Source organism: Streptomyces flavidovirens DSM 40150 (genome assembly GCF_000429085.1).
In the GTDB taxonomy this organism is placed as follows: Bacteria; Actinomycetota; Actinomycetes; order Streptomycetales; family Streptomycetaceae; genus Streptomyces; species Streptomyces flavidovirens.
Genome location: NZ_AUBE01000002.1, coordinates 424622 through 441447, shown reverse-complemented (window position 1 = coordinate 441447; position 16826 = coordinate 424622). Strand labels below are relative to the sequence as shown.

Here is a 16826-nt window from a genome sequence, read left to right as displayed (position 1 = left end):
TCATGGCGTTCCAGAGCGAGTACGCACCCGTAGAGCCCGTCGAGCTGCCCATCCACGAGGCGGTGCTCGCAAGGGCCGCCGAGTACGGCGACACTCCCGCCCTGATCGACGGGACGAACGGCGACACGATCACGTACAGCCAACTGGACACCTTCCACCGGCGGATCGCCGCCGCGCTGGCCGAGGCGGGCCTGCGGAAGGGCGACGTACTCGCCCTGCACAGCCCCAACACCATCGCGTACCCCGTGGTCTTCTACGCCGCCACACGCGCCGGGGCGACCGTCACGACCATCCACCCGCTGTCCACCGCGGAGGAGCTCGCCAAGCAGCTCGCCGACGCCCGCGCCCGCTGGATCGTCACCGTCTCACCGCTCCTGGGCGTCGCGCGAAGGGCCGCCGAACTCGTCGGCGGGATCGAGGAGATCTTCGTCTGCGACAGCGCGGAGGGACACCGCTCCGTCCTCGACATGCTCGCCTCGACCGCTCCCGAGCCGCAGCTCACCATCGACCCGTCCGAGGACATCGCGGCGCTCCCGTACTCGTCGGGCACCACAGGCGTTCCCAAGGGCGTGATGCTGACGCACCGCAGCATCGCCACCAACCTGGCGCAGCTCGACCCCTTCATCCCCATGGGCCCCGGCGACCGCATCCTCGCGGTGCTTCCCTTCTTCCACATTTACGGCCTCACCGCGCTCATGAACGCACCCCTGCGCAATGGTGCGACGGTCGTCGTACTTCCGCGGTTCGAACTCGACCAGTTCCTCGGCGCCATCCAGCAGCACCGCATCAACGGCCTGTACGTCGCCCCGCCGATCGTCCTGGCCCTCGCCAAACACCCCGCCGTCACGAAGTACGACCTGTCCGGCCTGGAGTACATCGTCAGCGCCGCGGCTCCGCTCGACGCCGCTCTCGCGCAAGCCTGCTCGCGCCGCCTCGGGCTGCCGCCGGTCCTCCAGGCGTACGGCATGACGGAACTGTCCCCCGGCACCCACGTCGTTCCCCGGAACGCGCCGAACCCGCCGCCGGGAACGGTCGGAAAGCTGCTTCCGGGAACGGAAATGCGCATCCTCTCCCTCGACGACCCCGGAAGGGACGTGGGCGCGGGAGAGGAGGGCGAGATCGCCATCCGCGGCCCCCAGGTGATGAAGGGCTACCTCTGCCGCCCCGACGCCACCGCCGCCATGATCGACGCCGACGGATGGCTGCACACCGGTGACGTCGGAAGGACCGACGCGGACGGCTGGCTGTTCGTCGTCGACCGGGTCAAGGAACTCATCAAGTACAAGGGCTTCCAGGTGGCACCCGCCGAACTCGAAGCGCTCCTTCTCACCCATGAAGCGATCGCCGACGCGGCCGTCATCGGCGTGTACGACCAGGACGGCAACGAAGTGCCCATGGCGTACGTCGTCCCGCAGCCGGCCGCGCGCCTCACCGAGGACGACGTCATGGCGTACGTCGCCGAGCGCGTCGCCCCGTACAAGAAGGTCCGCCGCGTGGCGTTCATCGCAAGCGTCCCCAGGGCGGCCTCCGGAAAGATCCTCAGGCGCGAACTGCGCGAACTGCGCGAACTGCGCGAACTGCAAGCACTGCGCGAACGTGCAGGGGAGAGCGCATGACCCTGGTACCCGCCGCGCACGATCGCGGGATCACCACCCTGACGCTCGACTCACCGGAAAACCGCAACGCGCTGTCCGCGCGCCTCGTCGCCGAGCTCGGCGACGCCCTGTCCGCGTGCGCGAAGGACCCCTCCGTACGCGCCGTGCGACTCACCCACACAGGAGGCACCTTCTGCGCGGGCGCCGACCTCAAATCGCCGCCCGGCCCGGCGGCCTTCGTCGCCCTCCTGCGGAGCATCGTCGAACTGCCCAAGCCGGTCGTGGCCCGTGTGGAGGGACACGTACGGGCCGGCGGGCTCGGACTGCTCGGCGCGTGCGACATCTCGGCGGCGGGGCCCGGCGCGAGCTTCGCGTTCACCGAATCCCGGCTCGGGCTCGCCCCCGCCGTCATCTCGATGCCGCTGCTGCCCCGCCTGGACCCGCGCGCCGCCGCCCGCTACTACCTGACCGGAGAACGGTTCGACGCCGCTGAGGCGGCCCGTGTCGGGCTGATCACCGTCGCGTCCGGGGACCCTGACGTGGACGAGGCGCTCGCACCCGTGCTCGACGGGCTGCGCAGAGCCTCCCCGCAGGGGCTGGCCGAGTCCAAGCGTCTGGTCACGGCTACAGTGCTGGCAGCCTTCGACCGGGACACGGACACGCTCGTCGAGCAGTCCGCGCGTCTGTTCGCCTCACGGGAGGCGGCCGAAGGCGTGACGGCATTCCTCGAACGACGGGACCCCGCATGGGTGCTGTGACCCCGACAACCACCCCGGCCACCGGCAAGGCCCCCAAGCAGGACCGCTCCAGGGCCACCCGGCAGCGCCTGCTGGAAGCCGCGGTGTCGTGCCTGGCCGAGCGCGGCTGGGCGGGCTCCACGGTGTCCGTCGTAGCGGAACGGGCCGGCGTCTCACGCGGCGCGGCCCAGCACCACTTCCCGACGCGGGAAGACCTCTTCACGGCGGCCGTCGAGTACGTCGCCGAGGAACGCTCCACGGCACTGCGCGCCCTATTCCCGCACGGCGCCGCCAACCGCACCGCTGTCGTCGGCGCACTCGTCGGCCTCTACACGGGACCGCTCTTCCGGGCCGCCCTGCACCTGTGGGTGGCAGCCTCCAACGAGGACCCGCTGCGACCGCGCGTCACGGAGCTGGAGGCGCGCGTCGGACGCGAGTCGCACCGGATCGCGGTGGAGCTCCTCGGCGCGGACGAGTCCGTTCCCGGCGTACGCGAAACGGTCCAGGGCTTCCTCGACATGGCGCGCGGCCTCGGCCTGGCCACGCTCCTCACCGACGACGCGGCACGCCGCGAAAGGGTGGTGGCGCAGTGGGCGACGCTTCTGGACAACGCCCTTGAGCCCGCGCCACCAGAGGCGCAGTGAAACGGCGCCGCACCCTCCACGAGGGTGCGGCGCCGCCGTACGTGACGAACTCAGCCCGTGATGTCCCTGAAGCCAGGGATCTCCTGCGGCCCCCGCGCCGTGGGACCGACGTACCGCGCCGACGGCCGCACCAGGCGGGCCGTGCGCTTCTGCTCCAGGATGTGGGCGCTCCAGCCGGCCGTACGCGCACACGTGAACATCGACGTGAACATGTGCGCCGGGACCTCCGCGAAGTCCAGCACGATCGCCGCCCAGAACTCGACGTTCGTCGCGAGCACCCGGTCGGGCCGCCGTGCGTGCAGCTCCTCCAGAGCGGCCTTCTCCAGCGCCTCGGCGACTTCGAAGCGCGGCGCGGCGAGCTCCTTCGCGGTACGCCGCAGAACGCGCGCCCGCGGGTCCTCGGCGCGGTACACGCGGTGGCCGAAGCCCATCAGACGCTCGCCCTTGTCCAGCGCCCGCTTCACGTACGCGGTCGCGTCACCGGTGCGCTCGATCTCCTCGATCATGCCGAGGACGCGCGAGGGGGCACCACCGTGGAGCGGCCCGGACATGGCACCGACCGCGCCGGACAGGGCGGCGGCCACATCGGCGCCGGTCGACGCGATCACGCGCGCCGTGAACGTGGAGGCGTTCATGCCGTGCTCGGCGGCCGACGTCCAGTAGGCGTCGACGGCCTTGACGTGCTTGGGGTCGGGCTCGCCGCGCCAGCGCGTCATGAAGCGCTCGACGACGGTCTCCGCCTTGTCGATCTCCTTCTGCGGGACCATCGGCAGGCCCTGCCCGCGCGCCGACTGGGCGACGTACGACAGCGCCATGACGGCGGCGCGCGCGAGGTCGTCGCGCGCGGTCTGCTCGTCGATGTCGAGCAGCGGTTTCAGGCCCCACACGGGCGCGAGCATCGCGAGCGCGGACTGTACGTCGACACGGATGTCACCGGAGTGGACGGGGATCGGAAACGGTTCGGCGGCCGGCAGTCCGGGGTTGAACGCGCCGTCGACCAGCAGACCCCACACGTTCCCGAAGGACACGTGCCCGACGAGGTCTTCGATGTCGACCCCCCGGTAACGGAGCGCACCGCCCTCCTTGTCCGGTTCTGCGATCTCCGTTTCGAACGCGACGACTCCTTCGAGTCCGGGTACGAAGTCGGACATCAGGCGGCTCCTCATGATGTGTTCGACAAGCATCGACAAGCGGCAAAGGGCGTGTGACCAGGGGTCAGGTCAGGTCCAGTCCGGTCAGCTCCGGTCAGGTTCCGGGCATCATCGCTCACCCCGGTGATTTCCCGCGCGGCAGGTGGTCACCCCACCGCTCCGGAAGCAGGCACGATATCCCCTGCTGTATGGAGGTCACAGTGCCCGGCGCCCACATTTTGGCGGGTTCCGCCGATGCGGGGAAGCGTGATTACCGGCACACTGCCCCATTTCCCGGCCGAGGGTTGATGGCACCGGGTGCCGGGCAAACTGGGCCCCTGCGGCAGGATGGCACCGTGCCGAACCGAGATTTCGATCCCGCCGCCATGCGCGAGCACTATCGCAGCGAAGCCTTCACGGAGGCGCAACTCGCCGCCGAACCGATGGGCCAGTTCGACCACTGGTTCAGAGAGATCGCCACCGCCGGCCTCCACGAGCCGAACGCCATGATCCTTTCCACGGCAACCCCCGCCGGCCGGCCCTCGTCGCGCACGGTCCTGCTCAAGAAGTACGACCACCAGGGCTTCGTCTTCTTCACGAACTACGCCTCCCGCAAGGGCCAGGAGATCGCGGCCAATCCGTACGTCTCGCTGCTCTTCCCGTGGCACCAGGTCGCACGCCAGGTGATAGTCACCGGCACGGCCGTGCGGACCGCCCGCGGCGAGACAGCGGCGTACTTCAGAACACGCCCGCACGGCTCACAGCTCGGCGCCTGGGCGAGCGCCCAGTCCTCCGTGATCGCATCCCGCGAAGAGCTGCTCGCCCGCTACGACGAACTGGCGACGCGCTACCCCCACACCGAGCGCGTACCGGTGCCGCCGGACTGGGGCGGGTACCGGGTCGTCCCCGAGACCGTCGAGTTCTGGCAGGGCCACGCGAACCGCCTGCACGACCGCCTGCGGTACGTCGCCGAGGGCGACGCATGGCGCGTGGAGCGCCTCTGCCCGTAGCGCTCTGCCGCCCAAGGCCCGTGGAACGCAGAAACCCGCGGGCTCTGGTCCCTCCGAAGAGGAGCCGGCCGGACTTACCGGCGAGCCCGCGGGTCAGTGACTGCTGGGATTTCGGCCGACGATCTGCCGGCCTGCACACAAGTGCGACGACGGGCCGTCAGCCCGCAGTCACCTCACGAGTCCGAAATGACATCACTTCCGAACCACCTCCCTTCACGTGTACCGCAAGCCTAAGAACCCCTCCCGCTCGCCACAACCGAATTACCGGGGAGCATTTATTTCCCCGAACGAGGTGTGTGCTGCGTCACGTTCCAGTTGAATGATCCGGGTTACGCAGACAGCAGTGCAGCAAAGGCGAACACCTGCAGGGGGTGCCAGGTGAGTGCTTCCCGGATCGGCGAGACCACCGACGCGTTCGGTCCCGACGAGCCAGGGCCCGGTTCCGGCGATCTTCTCGCCGCGCTTCTCGACGGCATGGACGCGGCGCTCTGCGCCTTCGACGCGGACGGGGTGATCACCCACTGGAACCGCGAGGCGGAGCGGATTCTCGGGTGGACGGCGGACGAGGCGGTCGGGCGGGCCGGATTCGCGGGGTGGGCGGCGCGGCCGGCGGACGCGGACGAGGTGCAGGGGCGGCTGATGTCGGCGATGCACGCTCCGGGGCGGCAGGTGCACGAGTTCGCGCTCCTGCGGAAGGACGGCGGGCGCGTTCTCGTACGGACACAGTCGGCGGGGGTGCCGGGCGCGGAAGGCAAGCCCGCCGGGGTGTACTGCGCGTTCAGCGAGGTGCACACGCAGATCGATCTGGAACGGGCGATCGCGCTGAGCGAGGCGCTCTTCGACGACGCGTCCTGGGGCGTCGTTCTGGTGGACGTGGACCTGCGTCCGACCGTCGTCAACGCGCACGCGGCGCGCGCGCTCGGGGTGGGTCGCACGGCGGTGCTGGGGCGGCCCCTCGGGGAGCTCATCGTGCAGGGCATGGAGGAACTGGAGGGTGCCCTCCAGCACGTACTGGCGGAAGGGGCGCCCCCGACCCCCGCCGAGCTGTGGGTGACGCTGCGCGGTGCGGAGCCGGGCGGCAGGGGCGAGCGGCGGCGGTGCTGGCGCAGTGGCTTCCTGCGGCTGGCTTCGCCGCTCGCGGAGGAGCCGGTTCCGCTGGGGGTGGGCTGGCTGTTCCAGGACATCACCGAGGCGAAGACGGCGGAGCAGGAGGCCGCGCAGTCGCGGTTCCGCGGCAATCAGCTGCACCGGGCGGGGCGCGCCGCCGCCGAGTGCGAGGACCCGATGGAGGCCGCGCTGTCGTACCTCGACTTCGCTCTCGCGGGCTTCGCCGACCACGCGCTCGTGGACCTGGTCGGGGGGGATCACCCGGTGCGTCTGGTCCGGGCCGCGGCCACCCCGTCGGGCGCACCGGGACCGTGCCTTCCGGTGACCGGTGGCGCCGGCATCCCGGTTCCGTACCCGCCGGGCCATCCGGCGTTCCAGTGTCTGGACCGCCTCGGTTCGGTACGGGCGAGCGGGGGCCCGGAGGACTGGGCGGCGCGACGCCAGTGGCCGCAGGACACCGTTCACGCCCTGTGTACGGTGCTGCGCAGCCGCGGGCGGACGCTGGGCGTGGCCACTTTCCTGCGCGGCCCGAGCCGCAGCGCCTTCGAGCGTCCGGACGCGACGTACGCGGAGAACATCGCGGTGCGCGTGGCGGCGGCGATCGACTTGGCGCAGACCCTGAAGCCGTCGTAACGAGCCCGCTCGTGAAGGGACCTGGACGGAATCAGTGCCGGTAGAAAATCCGGTCGCGGTACTCCGTCATCACGCGGCCGTTCCACTCGTGGCCGCCGTCGACGTTGCCCGAGCGCAGCAACGGCGGTTCGATGCCGCGCTCCGCCAGGTCGCCGGCCGCGCAGGCCATGACGGCCTGCATCAGAGCGCTCGTGACCACCGTCGACGCGGGAGCGAACGGTGCCTCGATGCCCTCTGCCGTGAGCTCCGCGTCACCGACGGCGATCTTGCTGTCGAGGACGATGTCGCAGTGGTCCTTGAGGTACGTACCGGAGACGTGCCGGGACTTCGTCGCGCGGGTGTACGCCACCGAGGTCACGCCGATGACCTTCAGGCCGAGCGCCCGCGCGTTCATCGCCATCTCCACCGGCAGCGCGTTGCGCCCGGACAGCGAGATGATCACGAGTACGTCGCCCGGCTTGGCGGGGCTGCTGTCCAGCACGGCTGCCGCGAGCCCGTCGACGCGTTCGAGGGCGGAGCCGAGTGTGGCCGGCATGACGTCCACGCCGACGGTGCCGGGAACGGCGAGCAGGTTCATCAGGGCCAGGCCCCCGGCCCGGTAGACGACGTCCTGCGCGGCGAGCGAGGAGTGGCCGGCGCCGAAGGCGAAGAGCCGCCCGCCCGCCGCCACCGTGTCGGCGACGGCGGCCCCGGCGGCCGCGATGTTCTGGGCCTCCTCGTCGCGGACGCGGTGCAGCAGCCCGATCGCGGCGTCGAAGAACTGACCGGCCAGTTTGCTTTCGCTCATCGCGCGGGAGCCCCTTTCCAGCGGTACGTCGTGCGATCGTCGGGCGACGGTGGCGCGGATCACGTTGCGGTCTGGACCAGTGCCCTGTCAATACGGCAACCGATACGGCAACGCCCGGCGCGGCACGGTTGTCGGCGCTATGCGTCAGAATTGGGTCAGGGCCAGCGCACGAGCAATCGAGGGGCACGAATGTCCGGACTGATCGACACCACGGAGATGTATCTCCGCACCATCCTCGAGCTCGAGGAAGAAGGCGTGGTCCCCATGCGCGCCCGTATCGCCGAGCGGCTCGACCAGAGTGGACCGACGGTGAGCCAGACCGTGGCGCGCATGGAGCGCGACGGGCTGGTGACCGTGGCGGGCGACCGTCACCTGGAGCTGACCGACGAGGGCCGCAAGCTCGCCACCCGCGTGATGCGCAAGCACCGGCTCGCCGAGTGCCTGCTCGTCGACGTGATCGGCCTGGAGTGGGAGCAGGTCCACGCGGAGGCCTGCCGCTGGGAGCACGTGATGAGCGAGGCGGTGGAGAGGCGCGTCCTCGAACTGCTGCGTCACCCGACGGAATCTCCGTACGGGAACCCGATCCCCGGCCTGGAGGAGCTTGGCGAGAAGGCCGAGGCGGACCCGTTCCTGGACGACAACATGGTCAGTCTGAACGACCTGGCGCCGGGCCCGGAGGGCAAGACCGTCGTCGTGCGCCGGATCGGGGAGCCGATCCAGACGGACGCTCAGCTGATGTACACGCTGCGCCGCGCGGGCGTACAGCCCGGCTCGGTCGTGAGTGTGACCCAGTCGCCCGGCGGGGTACTCGTAGGCAGCAGTGGCGAGGCCGCGGAGCTCGATGCCGAGGTGGCCTCGCACGTTTTCGTCGCCAAGCGCTGACACCGGCGCCAGGGCGGCAGGTCCGCCGGTCCCGTGGTGGTGGGGGCCGGTCCGGCGATCCTCCGGAATCCCAGCGACCGGACGGATCGCGTGCCAGTCTGTGACCGAGGCACATGACGTGAGGCCGTCGGCCGGTCCGCCGGTTCGTCGGGGAGGGGGCAGGGGATGCGCCCGTCGTGCTGGCACCGCCCAGGTATCGATCGTGTTCGCTGGGAAGGGGATGGCTCCGGCGCCCTGAAGCGCCGGAGCCTGTCCTCCCCTGTGCCGACCCGGAGCCCCGAGCTCCCGGGGTCGGCCCCCGTGGACCGTCTTCCCCGAGCGGCCCGCCTCCCGCTGAAGATCTCCCCTCGGTGGAGGCGGTCAATCCTTGAGCGTGGTCACTCGAACGAGGGGTGTTGCGCGCGGAACCCGTATTTTCGAATACGGGTTCGATAGTCTGACGGGGCTCGACCACTCACTCATTGGACGGACCACCCGGGGGACGAAGGGGGTGCCAGGAACATGGTGCGGCGCATCGACGTGACGGGAGCCGACGGCGTACGCCTCGCGGCCTGGGATTTCGCCGACCCGCCCAAAGGGAGCGGGGAAACCGACCGCGCCCCCGGCGTCTTACTGCTCCACGGACTGATGGGCCGTGCCTCGCACTGGGCGGGCACCGCGCGCTGGCTCTCGGAGCGCTACCGGGCGGTCGCCATCGACCAGCGCGGTCACGGCCGCAGCGACAAGCCGGCCGACGGCCCGTACACCCGCGAGGCGTACGTCGCCGACGCCGAAGCCGCGGTCGAACAACTGGGCCTCGCGCCCGTCACCCTCATCGGCCACTCCATGGGAGCCCTCACCGCCTGGCAGCTCGCCGCCAAGCGGCCCGATCTCGTCCGTGCCGTCGTCATCTGCGACATGCGGGCGGGCGCGCTCGGTGCCGCGTCCCAGCGCGAGTGGGACGACTGGTTCAAGTCCTGGCCCGTCCCCTTCGCCACACTCGCCGACGTACGCAAATGGTTCGGCGAGGACGACCCCTGGGTGGAGCGCCCGAGTCCGGCGCGCGGCGAGTTCTTCGCCGAGGTGATGACCGAACGGGCCGACGGCTGGCGCCCGCTCTTCTCCCGCCGCCAGATGCTGAAGTCCCGTGAGACCTGGGTGTACGACGCCCACTGGGAGGAGCTGGCGCTGGTCCGCTGCCCCGCCCTGGTGGTCCGTGGCCTCGACGGCGAACTGGGCCGGGCGGAGGCACAGGAGATGGTGCGCGTGCTGCCCCGCGGCAAGTACGCCGAGGTGGTGGACGCGGGCCACCTCGTCCACTACGACCAGCCGGAGGGCTGGCGCACCGCGATCGAGCCGTTCCTGGAGGAGACCGCCCAGGAGCCGGTCATCCCTCCCCTGAGTCACTCCTGATACGCGTCACTCCGCCGACTGCCTCAGCCCTTGCTGACTGCCGTCAGGATCTCCGGAAGCCGCGCCGCCGCCTGCGGCGCCGACCAGCGCACGCCCGCCCACGACAGCAGCGCGCCGTACGCCGCACCCAGCGGCAGGACCAGCCACAACCAGCTTTCCGCGGCCGCCACATGGAGCCAGATCGTCAGCGTGATCAGCGGTGCGCACAGCAGCGCCGCCGCGATCATCCCGCCGAGGATCGAGATCCAGGCGAGGCCCGCCTGTCCCGGTGCGACGTTCTTGTGTGTGCTGCCCTGCGGGATCGAGTACGGGAAGCGCACGGACGCCACCGCCCCCGTCGCCAGCATCGCGCCGAGCAGCGCGAAGGACAGGCCGAGCGCCTCGGGCAGGGCCCGCCAGTCACCCACCAGCGCCGCCGTGATCACGGTGACCAGCGCCGAGTACGGGAGGGTGACCACCAGCAGCGCCAGGGCCCGCGCCCGCAGTTCCTCGTACGCGTCGCGCGGCGTGGAGATGGTCATGGCGACCATCCAGAAGGCGGACGTGTCCTGGCCGAACTGGTTGTACATCTGGATGCCGAGCATCCCGGCCGCGAAACACGCGAAGTAGATCGTGCCGGTTCCCTGGAGCGCGTTGAACACCGGCACGATCAGCCCGATCACCAGCGAAGTCACCCAGGCGGCCTTGGTCTTGGGGTCCCGCCACACGTACCGCAGACTGCGCTCGATCACCGTGCCCGTACGCCCGCCCGGCAGGAACCGCCCGCCGAGCCCTCGTGACGCCTCCTGGCGGCCGGGCTCGGCGGCTTGGAGGGTCGAGCCGTCCGGAGACGTCATGAGCTTGACCAGACTCCGCTCCCAGGACCACAACAGCGCCACCAGCGCCGCCACGGCCAGCAGTAGCTGGGCCGCGCCACGGCCGTACGCCCCGTCGCTCACCGCGTCCACCGCGCCGATCGCCGACGCGGGCGGCACCCAGCTCAGTACGTGCGCGACCGGGTCGAGCTTCGCCAGGCCGCCCGCGTCGCTGAGCCGCTGCGCGCCGAAGTTGACCACCTGGATGCCGACGGCGATCACCAGGCCGCTCAGCACGGCCAGATCGCGCCCCTTGCGGCTGCTCAGCAGCCGGACGTTCGCCGCAGCCACGGCCCGTGCGAGTGCGACACACAGCAGCAGCGTCAGCGCCACGGCGAGGACACCGACGGCCGTGGCCGCCGCGCCGCGCGCCACGGAGATCACCGAGCCCAGCGCCAGGCAGAACGTGAACAGCGGCCCGATCCCGACGAGCGACGCCGTCAGCAGTGCCCGGACCAGCGGCCGGGGCCGCAGCGGCAGCATGACCAGGCGGGACGGGTCGAGCGTCTCGTCGCCGCTGGGGAAGAACAGCGGCATCACCGTCCAGCCGAGCCCCAGAAGGGCCGTCAGCAGCACCACGATCGTCGTCGCGTGCTCGTTCCCGCGAAGCGCGATCAGACCGATGAGCTGAAGCGCGGCGAACAGCAGCGCGATCACGCCGGAGAGGATGTACGCCGCCCTGCGGCCGGACGACTGCCGCAGGCCGTTGCGCAGCAGCGACAGCTTGAGCCGTACGAAGACGGACGTGATTCCCGGAACGGTCGTTGTGCCGTTCGCGGGAATGGTCGCCCCGCCCGCGCTCATCGGGCGTCGCCGCCCAGCCAGTCCAGGCTCTCCCCGCTGTCCCGGTCGTTCGCGCCGACCAGTTCGAGGAAGGCGCTCTGGAGAGAGGGCGCGTCGCCGCGTACCTCCGCGAGCGTTCCCTGCGCGCGGATACGGCCCGCGGCCATCACCGCGACCCAGTCGCACAGCGACTCGACGAGCTCCATCACATGACTGGAGAAGACGACGGTCGCACCGGACCGCGTGTACCGCTCCAGCACGCCACGGATTGTCTGCGCCGACACCGGGTCGACGCCCTCGAAGGGCTCGTCCAGGAACAGCACTTGCGGGTTGTGCAGCAGGGCGGCGGCGAGACCGATCTTCTTGCGCATGCCGGTCGAGTAGTCGACGACCAGCTTGTGCTGCGCGCCGGCCAGGTCCAGTACGTCGAGAAGCTGCGTCGCCCGCTTGTCGACCTCGTCGCCGGGCAGCCCCCGCAGCCGCCCGGAGTACGCGAGGAGTTCACGCCCCGACAGGCGCTCGAAGAGCCGCAGCCCCTCCGGCAGTACGCCGATCCTGGCCTTGACCGCCACCGGGTCCTGCCACACGTCGTGCCCGCCGACCAGAACCGTCCCCGCGTCGGGACGCAACAGCCCCGTGACCATCGACAGGGTGGTCGTCTTGCCCGCGCCGTTCGGCCCCACGAGGCCGATGAACTTGCCGGCGGGCAGCTCCAGATCGATGCCCGCGACGGCGATCTGGTCGCCGAAGCGCTTCCACAGGCCCGCTACACGTACGGCGGCGGGCGGCGCAGTGTGCGCTCCGCCCGCCTCTTCTGATCCCACTGCCCTGTCAGGCATGTCGCACAGCCTCCCGGTGTCCCCGTCCCGCTACGGGGAACACCCTACGGTCGGCGTGTGCGCGCCGCCGCTGCCTCCCGCCCGCAGGAGTAGGCCAGGGGGCTGATCAGTTCCTCCACGTCGGGCAGCCACCGGTTCGCCGGGGTGGGGCGGCGCGCCCACTGCACCGCGCCCATCCCGCCGAGCCGGGTCGGCGGCGCCGCGACGTAGTCGCCCTCGCCCCGCGTGACCAGGTCGATCGCGGTCGGCGTCCAGCCCAGCTTCCGCACCATGTCGGGCACCTTGGCGCCGGCGCCCGGCAGTACGAAGAACAGCATGCGGCGGTCGGGTGTGCAGGTCACCGGACCGAGCGTCAGGTCCATGCGCTCCATCCGGGCCAGGGCCAGGAACCCGGCCGACTCGGGAACGTCCAGGGCGTCGAAGGAGCGGCCCGTCGGCAGCAGGATCGAGGCACGCGGCTGTTCCGACCACAGACGGCGCGCCCCGGTGGCGCTGCCTGTCGCCTGTGACGCCCAGTCGGCCGTGGCGGGATGCGCGCCGGGCGAGGCACAGGAGGGGACACCGCACGAGCAGCGCTCGACGCCCTCGTCCGCCTCCAGCCAGGTGCCCGGGAACACGTCCCAGTGCCGTTCTTCCGTGTACCGCACGGCGCAGTCGAGCAGTTGATCGCCGCGCTGCTTGGGGATCTGGGCGGCATCCGTGACTCCGATGGTGTCTTCCACGAACAACTCAACTCCTGCCGTCACCTTGGGTTACGGGCGTGCGGTCGGCTTGCGGAGGAACATCGATCCTGCACGTGGGGCGCACCGGTGCATGGGCGGGGGCGCGCAGGGGGCCGTGCGGCGGTGGGCGGGTAGCCACATGTGTGGAAGCACGGGAATGGCGTCTGAAAGACCGTCAATACCGTCTCTTCCGGCATGTTCCGCATTCTCTGCATATCTGCCGGGCAGTGATCAAGGTGACCGGCGTGATCAGTTCACGGCGTACGACGTACGACTCACGGACCACGACTCACGGACCACTGCGGCACCAGGGGGTAGTCAATGGCAGCCAGGCCTCTCGTCGCCCGCCAGCCGAACGAACGGTTGCAGGCGCTCATTCAGGAAGCCGGGTGCTCCAACGCCGGGCTCGCCCGCCGCGTCAACATGTGCGGCGCCGAACACGGCCTCGACCTGCGGTACGACAAGACTTCGGTGGCCCGCTGGCTGCGCGGACAGCAGCCCCGCGGGCGGGCTCCCGGCATCATCGCGGAAGCGATCGGGCGCAAACTCGGCCGTACGGTCACAATCGACGAGATCGGCATGGCCAACGGCAAGAACCTGTCCTCCGGGATCGGCCTGCAGTTCGCGCCGACCGTGCTCGGCGCGATCGAGCAGGTCTGCGAGCTGTGGCGCAGCGACGTGGGGCGCCGCGACTTCCTCTCGGGTTCGACGGTCGCCGCTTCGGCACTCGTCGGACCGAGCCGCGACTGGCTGATCACGGGAGCGGACACCCAGGTCGCCAGGTCGGCGGGCGGCGGGAGGGTCGGCGCGTCGGACGTGGAGGCGGTACGGGCGACGACGAACGCCCTCGTGGAACTCGACCACCGCTTCGGCAGCGGGCACGTCAGGCCGATCGTCGTGCACTACCTCAACAGCGTCGTGTCCGGGCTGCTGTCCGGCTCGTACCGCGAGGCGGTGGGACGGGAGCTCTTCGCCGCGGTGGCGCGGCTGACGGAACTGGCCGGCTACATGGCCGTCGACACCGGCCAGCCGGGGCTCGCCCAGCGCTACTACATCCAGGCTCTGCGGCTCGCCCAGGCGGCGGGCGACCGTGCCTACGGCGGCTACGTGCTGGCCGCGTCCATGAGCCACCTCGCCGCCCAGCTCGGCAACCCCCGCGAGATCGCGCAACTGGCGCGGGCCGCGCAGGAGGGGGCGCGGGGACAGGTGACGCCTCGCGCGGAGGCGATGTTCTGCGCGGCGGAGGCGCGCGGGCACGCGCTGATGGGCGACGCGCGGGCATGCAACCAGTTGGCGGGCAGGGCGCTGGGGGCGCTGGAGCGTACCGAGGAGGACACGGGCGACGATCCCGTGTGGATCGCGCACTTCGATCACGCGTACCTCTCCGACGAACTCGCGCACTGTCACCGCGACCTGGGACAGGGCCAGGCGGCGGCCCGGCGTGCCCAGGACGCCCTGGACGGCCATCCGGACACGCGGGCGCGGCGCCGGGCGATCGGGCTCGTCGTACTGGCCACGGCGCAGGTCCAGCAGCGCGAGGTCGAGCAGGCGTGCCACACGGGAGCGCGCGCGGTGGAACTGCTGGCCACGTTGCGTTCGAACCGGGGAGCGGAGTATCTGGAGGACTTCCAGCAGCGGCTGGAGCCGTACCGCGCCGAACCCGCGGTACGGGAATTCGGCGCCCGGCTGGAGGCCCGGGCGGCGTAGCCGGGAGCGGGCGTCGTGGACGGGCGGAGCAGGGGAGACGCGTCGGTGGGCCCTTAACAGCGCCGTGCGGACGCATCGTGTTACAGGGCTCCCCGCCGGGCCTCCGGCGGTATGTGTGGGGACCGTGGGCGCGTGGCAGAGGCGCGGTGTCACCCGGTAGCGTGAACCGACGGTTCCGTAGGTCCACACATACGTCCAGACGTAGGAGTCCCGGTGACGCAGAGCGGACAGGGTGACGAGTCGCGGCTTCCCGCCGCGCGGCCGCCCGCGCACGAAGGTGTCGTGCTGCCCGCGGACGGCAGCGGTCCCTGGATACCCGGGGCGCCCGAGGAGCACGTGGCTCCGGCGGGTGGACAGCCGTGGGGCCAGCCGTGGGGGCCGCAGCAGCCCGACGCGGCGCAGCCGCCTCAGCAGCAGCAGTACGGCGCGCCGCAGCCGCAGCACGGGACGCAGCAGTACGGCGGGCAGCCGGCGCCGCAGCAGCAGTACGGTGCGCCGCAGTCCGCGCCTCAGCAGCAGTACGGCGCCCCGCAGCCGGGAGCGCCCCTGCCACCGCAGCAGCAGCCCGGCGCTCTGCCGCCGCCGCAGCCGCAACCGGGGTCGCAGCAGCAGTACGGGGCGCAGCAGTCACAGCAGCCGCAGTACGGTGCCCAGCCCCACATGCAGCAGCAGTACGGCTCCCAGCCCGCGCCTCAGCAGCCCGGACAGCAGCCCGGACAGCAGCAGTACGGCGTCCCGCAGTCGCAGGCCCCGCAGGCCCCGCAGGCGCAGTCCGCCGCACCGCTCCCCGTGCCGCACCAGTACGGCGCTCCGCAGGCACAGCCGCTGCCGCTGCCCGCGGAGGCCCCCGCCGGAGCCCCGGCGGCCGACGCCGACGCCACCCAGTACCTCCCGTACGTGCCGCCGGCCGGGCCCGGCGCCCTGCCGCCCGAAAACCCGGCGGATTCCACGCAGTTCCTCGGCCGGCACCAGAACGGACCCGCAGCCACCGCGCCCGCAGGGGCCCCCGCGGGCGACGCGGACGCCACGCAGTACCTCCCGCCCGTCCCGAACGCGCAGGGCGTGCCCGAGGCACCCTCCGGAGCCCCCTACGGCATCCGGCCCGGCGCTCCCGAAGACCGGCAGCCGCCCGCGGAGTTCGACAACCTCTTCCGGTCCGACGCCGCCCCGCCGACGGCGGACGCCACGCGACAGATGCCGCCCTTCAACGCGCAGCCGCCGCACCAGCAGCAGCCGCCGTACCAGCAGCCGCAGTTCGGAGCCGCGCCCCAGGGCCGCGCCGCACGCCGTAACGCCGCCACCCAGGCGGGACCGGCGGCGCCCACCGGGCCCACCACGCCCACACCCTCGGCGGGGGCCGCACCGCGCCGGCGCAACTCTCCCCTGGTGCTGATCGCCGCCGTCGTCGTCGGCTGTTCCGTACTCGGCCTCGGGGCGGGCGCGTTGCTCAGCGGTGGCGACGAAAAGAAGACCGAGGACAAGCAGCCGGTCGCTGCCGCGAGCCCGAAGGGAGGCGACGCCTCGCCGCAGGCCGCCGCGGACCCCGCGAAGCCGCAGGCCGAGTCGCTCGACGCGCTGCTCGCCGACAGCAACGACAGCCGCGCCTCCGTGATCAGCGCGGTCCAGTCCATCGGAAGCTGCAAGAACCTGCCGAAGGCGGCGAGTGATCTGCGTGCCGCCGCCAAGCAGCGCAACGATCTGGTGACGCGCCTCGACGGCCTGACCGTCGACAAGCTGCCGAACCACGCGAAGCTGTCGGCCTCGCTCACCACCGCGTGGAAGGCGTCGGCGGCGGCCGACGACCACTACGCGGCCTGGGCCGACCAGGTCGCGGGCAAGAAGGGCTGCAAGAAGGGCCACGCGCGGTCGACGCCGCAGCAGCAGGCGGGCAACCGCGAGAGCGGCAAGGCGTCGCAGGCGAAGAAGGAAGCCGTCGGCATGTGGAACGAGATCGCCAAGCGGTACGGACTGACGGAGCGCGACGCCACGCAGCTCTGACGGCAG

The 16826-nt window shown here is 71.6% G+C and carries 14 protein-coding genes; 9 read left to right on the top strand and 5 right to left on the bottom strand.

What is annotated here, in order from left to right; translation table 11 throughout:
• Positions 1 to 2 precede the first annotated feature (2 nt).
• From G412_RS0104745 to G412_RS0104735, 3 genes are read left to right on the top strand one after another with little or no spacing between them, the layout of a single operon-like run.
• Positions 3 to 1616 (top strand): 4-coumarate--CoA ligase family protein, encoded by a 1614-nt coding sequence (locus tag G412_RS0104745; protein WP_028811051.1) that lies wholly within the window; start codon positions 3 to 5, stop codon positions 1614 to 1616.
• Positions 1613 to 2353 (top strand): enoyl-CoA hydratase family protein, encoded by a 741-nt coding sequence (locus G412_RS0104740; protein WP_028811050.1) that lies wholly within the window; start codon positions 1613 to 1615, stop codon positions 2351 to 2353. The genes G412_RS0104745 and G412_RS0104740 overlap by 4 nt, the downstream gene beginning before the upstream one ends.
• Positions 2341 to 2976 carry a TetR/AcrR family transcriptional regulator gene (locus tag G412_RS0104735; RefSeq protein ID WP_028811049.1) on the top strand — a complete coding sequence of 212 codons (636 nt, stop codon included), beginning with the start codon at positions 2341 to 2343 and terminating at the stop codon, positions 2974 to 2976. The genes G412_RS0104740 and G412_RS0104735 overlap by 13 nt, the downstream gene beginning before the upstream one ends.
• Before the next feature lie 50 nt (positions 2977 to 3026).
• Here G412_RS0104735 and G412_RS0104730 read toward each other — a convergent pair whose 3' ends face one another.
• Complete coding sequence (locus G412_RS0104730; protein ID WP_028811048.1) at positions 3027 to 4127, bottom strand: citrate synthase 2; 1101 nt, start codon at positions 4125 to 4127, stop codon at positions 3027 to 3029.
• A 365-nt stretch (positions 4128 to 4492) separates the two neighbouring features.
• On the opposite strand from G412_RS0104730, the gene pdxH reads away from it, so the two are divergent.
• Positions 4493 to 5116 (top strand): pyridoxamine 5'-phosphate oxidase, encoded by a 624-nt coding sequence (pdxH, locus tag G412_RS0104725; protein ID WP_028811047.1) that lies wholly within the window; start codon positions 4493 to 4495, stop codon positions 5114 to 5116.
• Positions 5117 to 5494: 378 nt separating this feature from the next.
• Entirely contained in the window at positions 5495 to 6856 is a 1362-nt protein-coding gene (locus G412_RS0104720) for a PAS domain-containing protein (RefSeq protein ID WP_028811046.1), read from the top strand.
• 31 nt (positions 6857 to 6887) lie between these two features.
• On the opposite strand, the gene G412_RS0104715 is transcribed toward G412_RS0104720, so the two are convergent.
• Entirely contained in the window at positions 6888 to 7643 is a 756-nt protein-coding gene (locus G412_RS0104715; protein ID WP_028811045.1) for an SIS domain-containing protein, read from the bottom strand.
• A 189-nt stretch (positions 7644 to 7832) separates the two neighbouring features.
• Between G412_RS0104715 and G412_RS0104710 the strand changes: the two genes are divergently transcribed.
• Together G412_RS0104710 and G412_RS0104700 are read left to right on the top strand one after the other, a co-directional pair.
• Positions 7833 to 8525 carry an iron-dependent transcriptional repressor DtxR gene (locus tag G412_RS0104710; RefSeq protein WP_028811044.1) on the top strand — a complete coding sequence of 231 codons (693 nt, stop codon included), beginning with the start codon at positions 7833 to 7835 and terminating at the stop codon, positions 8523 to 8525.
• Positions 8526 to 9026: 501 nt separating this feature from the next.
• The gene (locus tag G412_RS0104700) at positions 9027 to 9917 is read left to right on the top strand and encodes an alpha/beta fold hydrolase (RefSeq protein WP_028811043.1); all 891 of its coding nucleotides are present in this window, start codon (positions 9027 to 9029) and stop codon (positions 9915 to 9917) included.
• Between the two features lie 23 nt (positions 9918 to 9940).
• Here G412_RS0104700 and G412_RS0104695 read toward each other — a convergent pair whose 3' ends face one another.
• Genes G412_RS0104695 through G412_RS0104685 form a run of 3 tightly spaced genes read right to left on the bottom strand, consistent with a single transcriptional unit; the run spans position 9941 to position 13115 of the window.
• The gene (locus G412_RS0104695) at positions 9941 to 11575 is read right to left on the bottom strand and encodes a hypothetical protein (RefSeq protein WP_051338132.1); all 1635 of its coding nucleotides are present in this window, start codon (positions 11573 to 11575) and stop codon (positions 9941 to 9943) included.
• Positions 11572 to 12393 carry an ABC transporter ATP-binding protein gene (locus G412_RS0104690; protein WP_028811041.1) on the bottom strand — a complete coding sequence of 274 codons (822 nt, stop codon included), beginning with the start codon at positions 12391 to 12393 and terminating at the stop codon, positions 11572 to 11574. The genes G412_RS0104695 and G412_RS0104690 overlap by 4 nt, the downstream gene beginning before the upstream one ends.
• 44 nt (positions 12394 to 12437) lie before the next feature.
• Entirely contained in the window at positions 12438 to 13115 is a 678-nt protein-coding gene (locus G412_RS0104685) for a bifunctional DNA primase/polymerase (RefSeq protein ID WP_028811040.1), read from the bottom strand.
• Between the two features lie 321 nt (positions 13116 to 13436).
• Here G412_RS0104685 and G412_RS0104680 point away from each other — a divergent pair, with 321 nt between their 5' ends.
• Positions 13437 to 14822 (top strand): NsdA family TPR-like regulatory protein, encoded by a 1386-nt coding sequence (locus G412_RS0104680; protein WP_028811039.1) that lies wholly within the window; start codon positions 13437 to 13439, stop codon positions 14820 to 14822.
• Between the two features lie 213 nt (positions 14823 to 15035).
• On the top strand, positions 15036 to 16820 hold the full coding sequence (locus G412_RS0104675) for a hypothetical protein (RefSeq protein WP_028811038.1): 1785 nt from the start codon (positions 15036 to 15038) through the stop codon (positions 16818 to 16820).
• Positions 16821 to 16826: the final 6 nt, after the last annotated feature.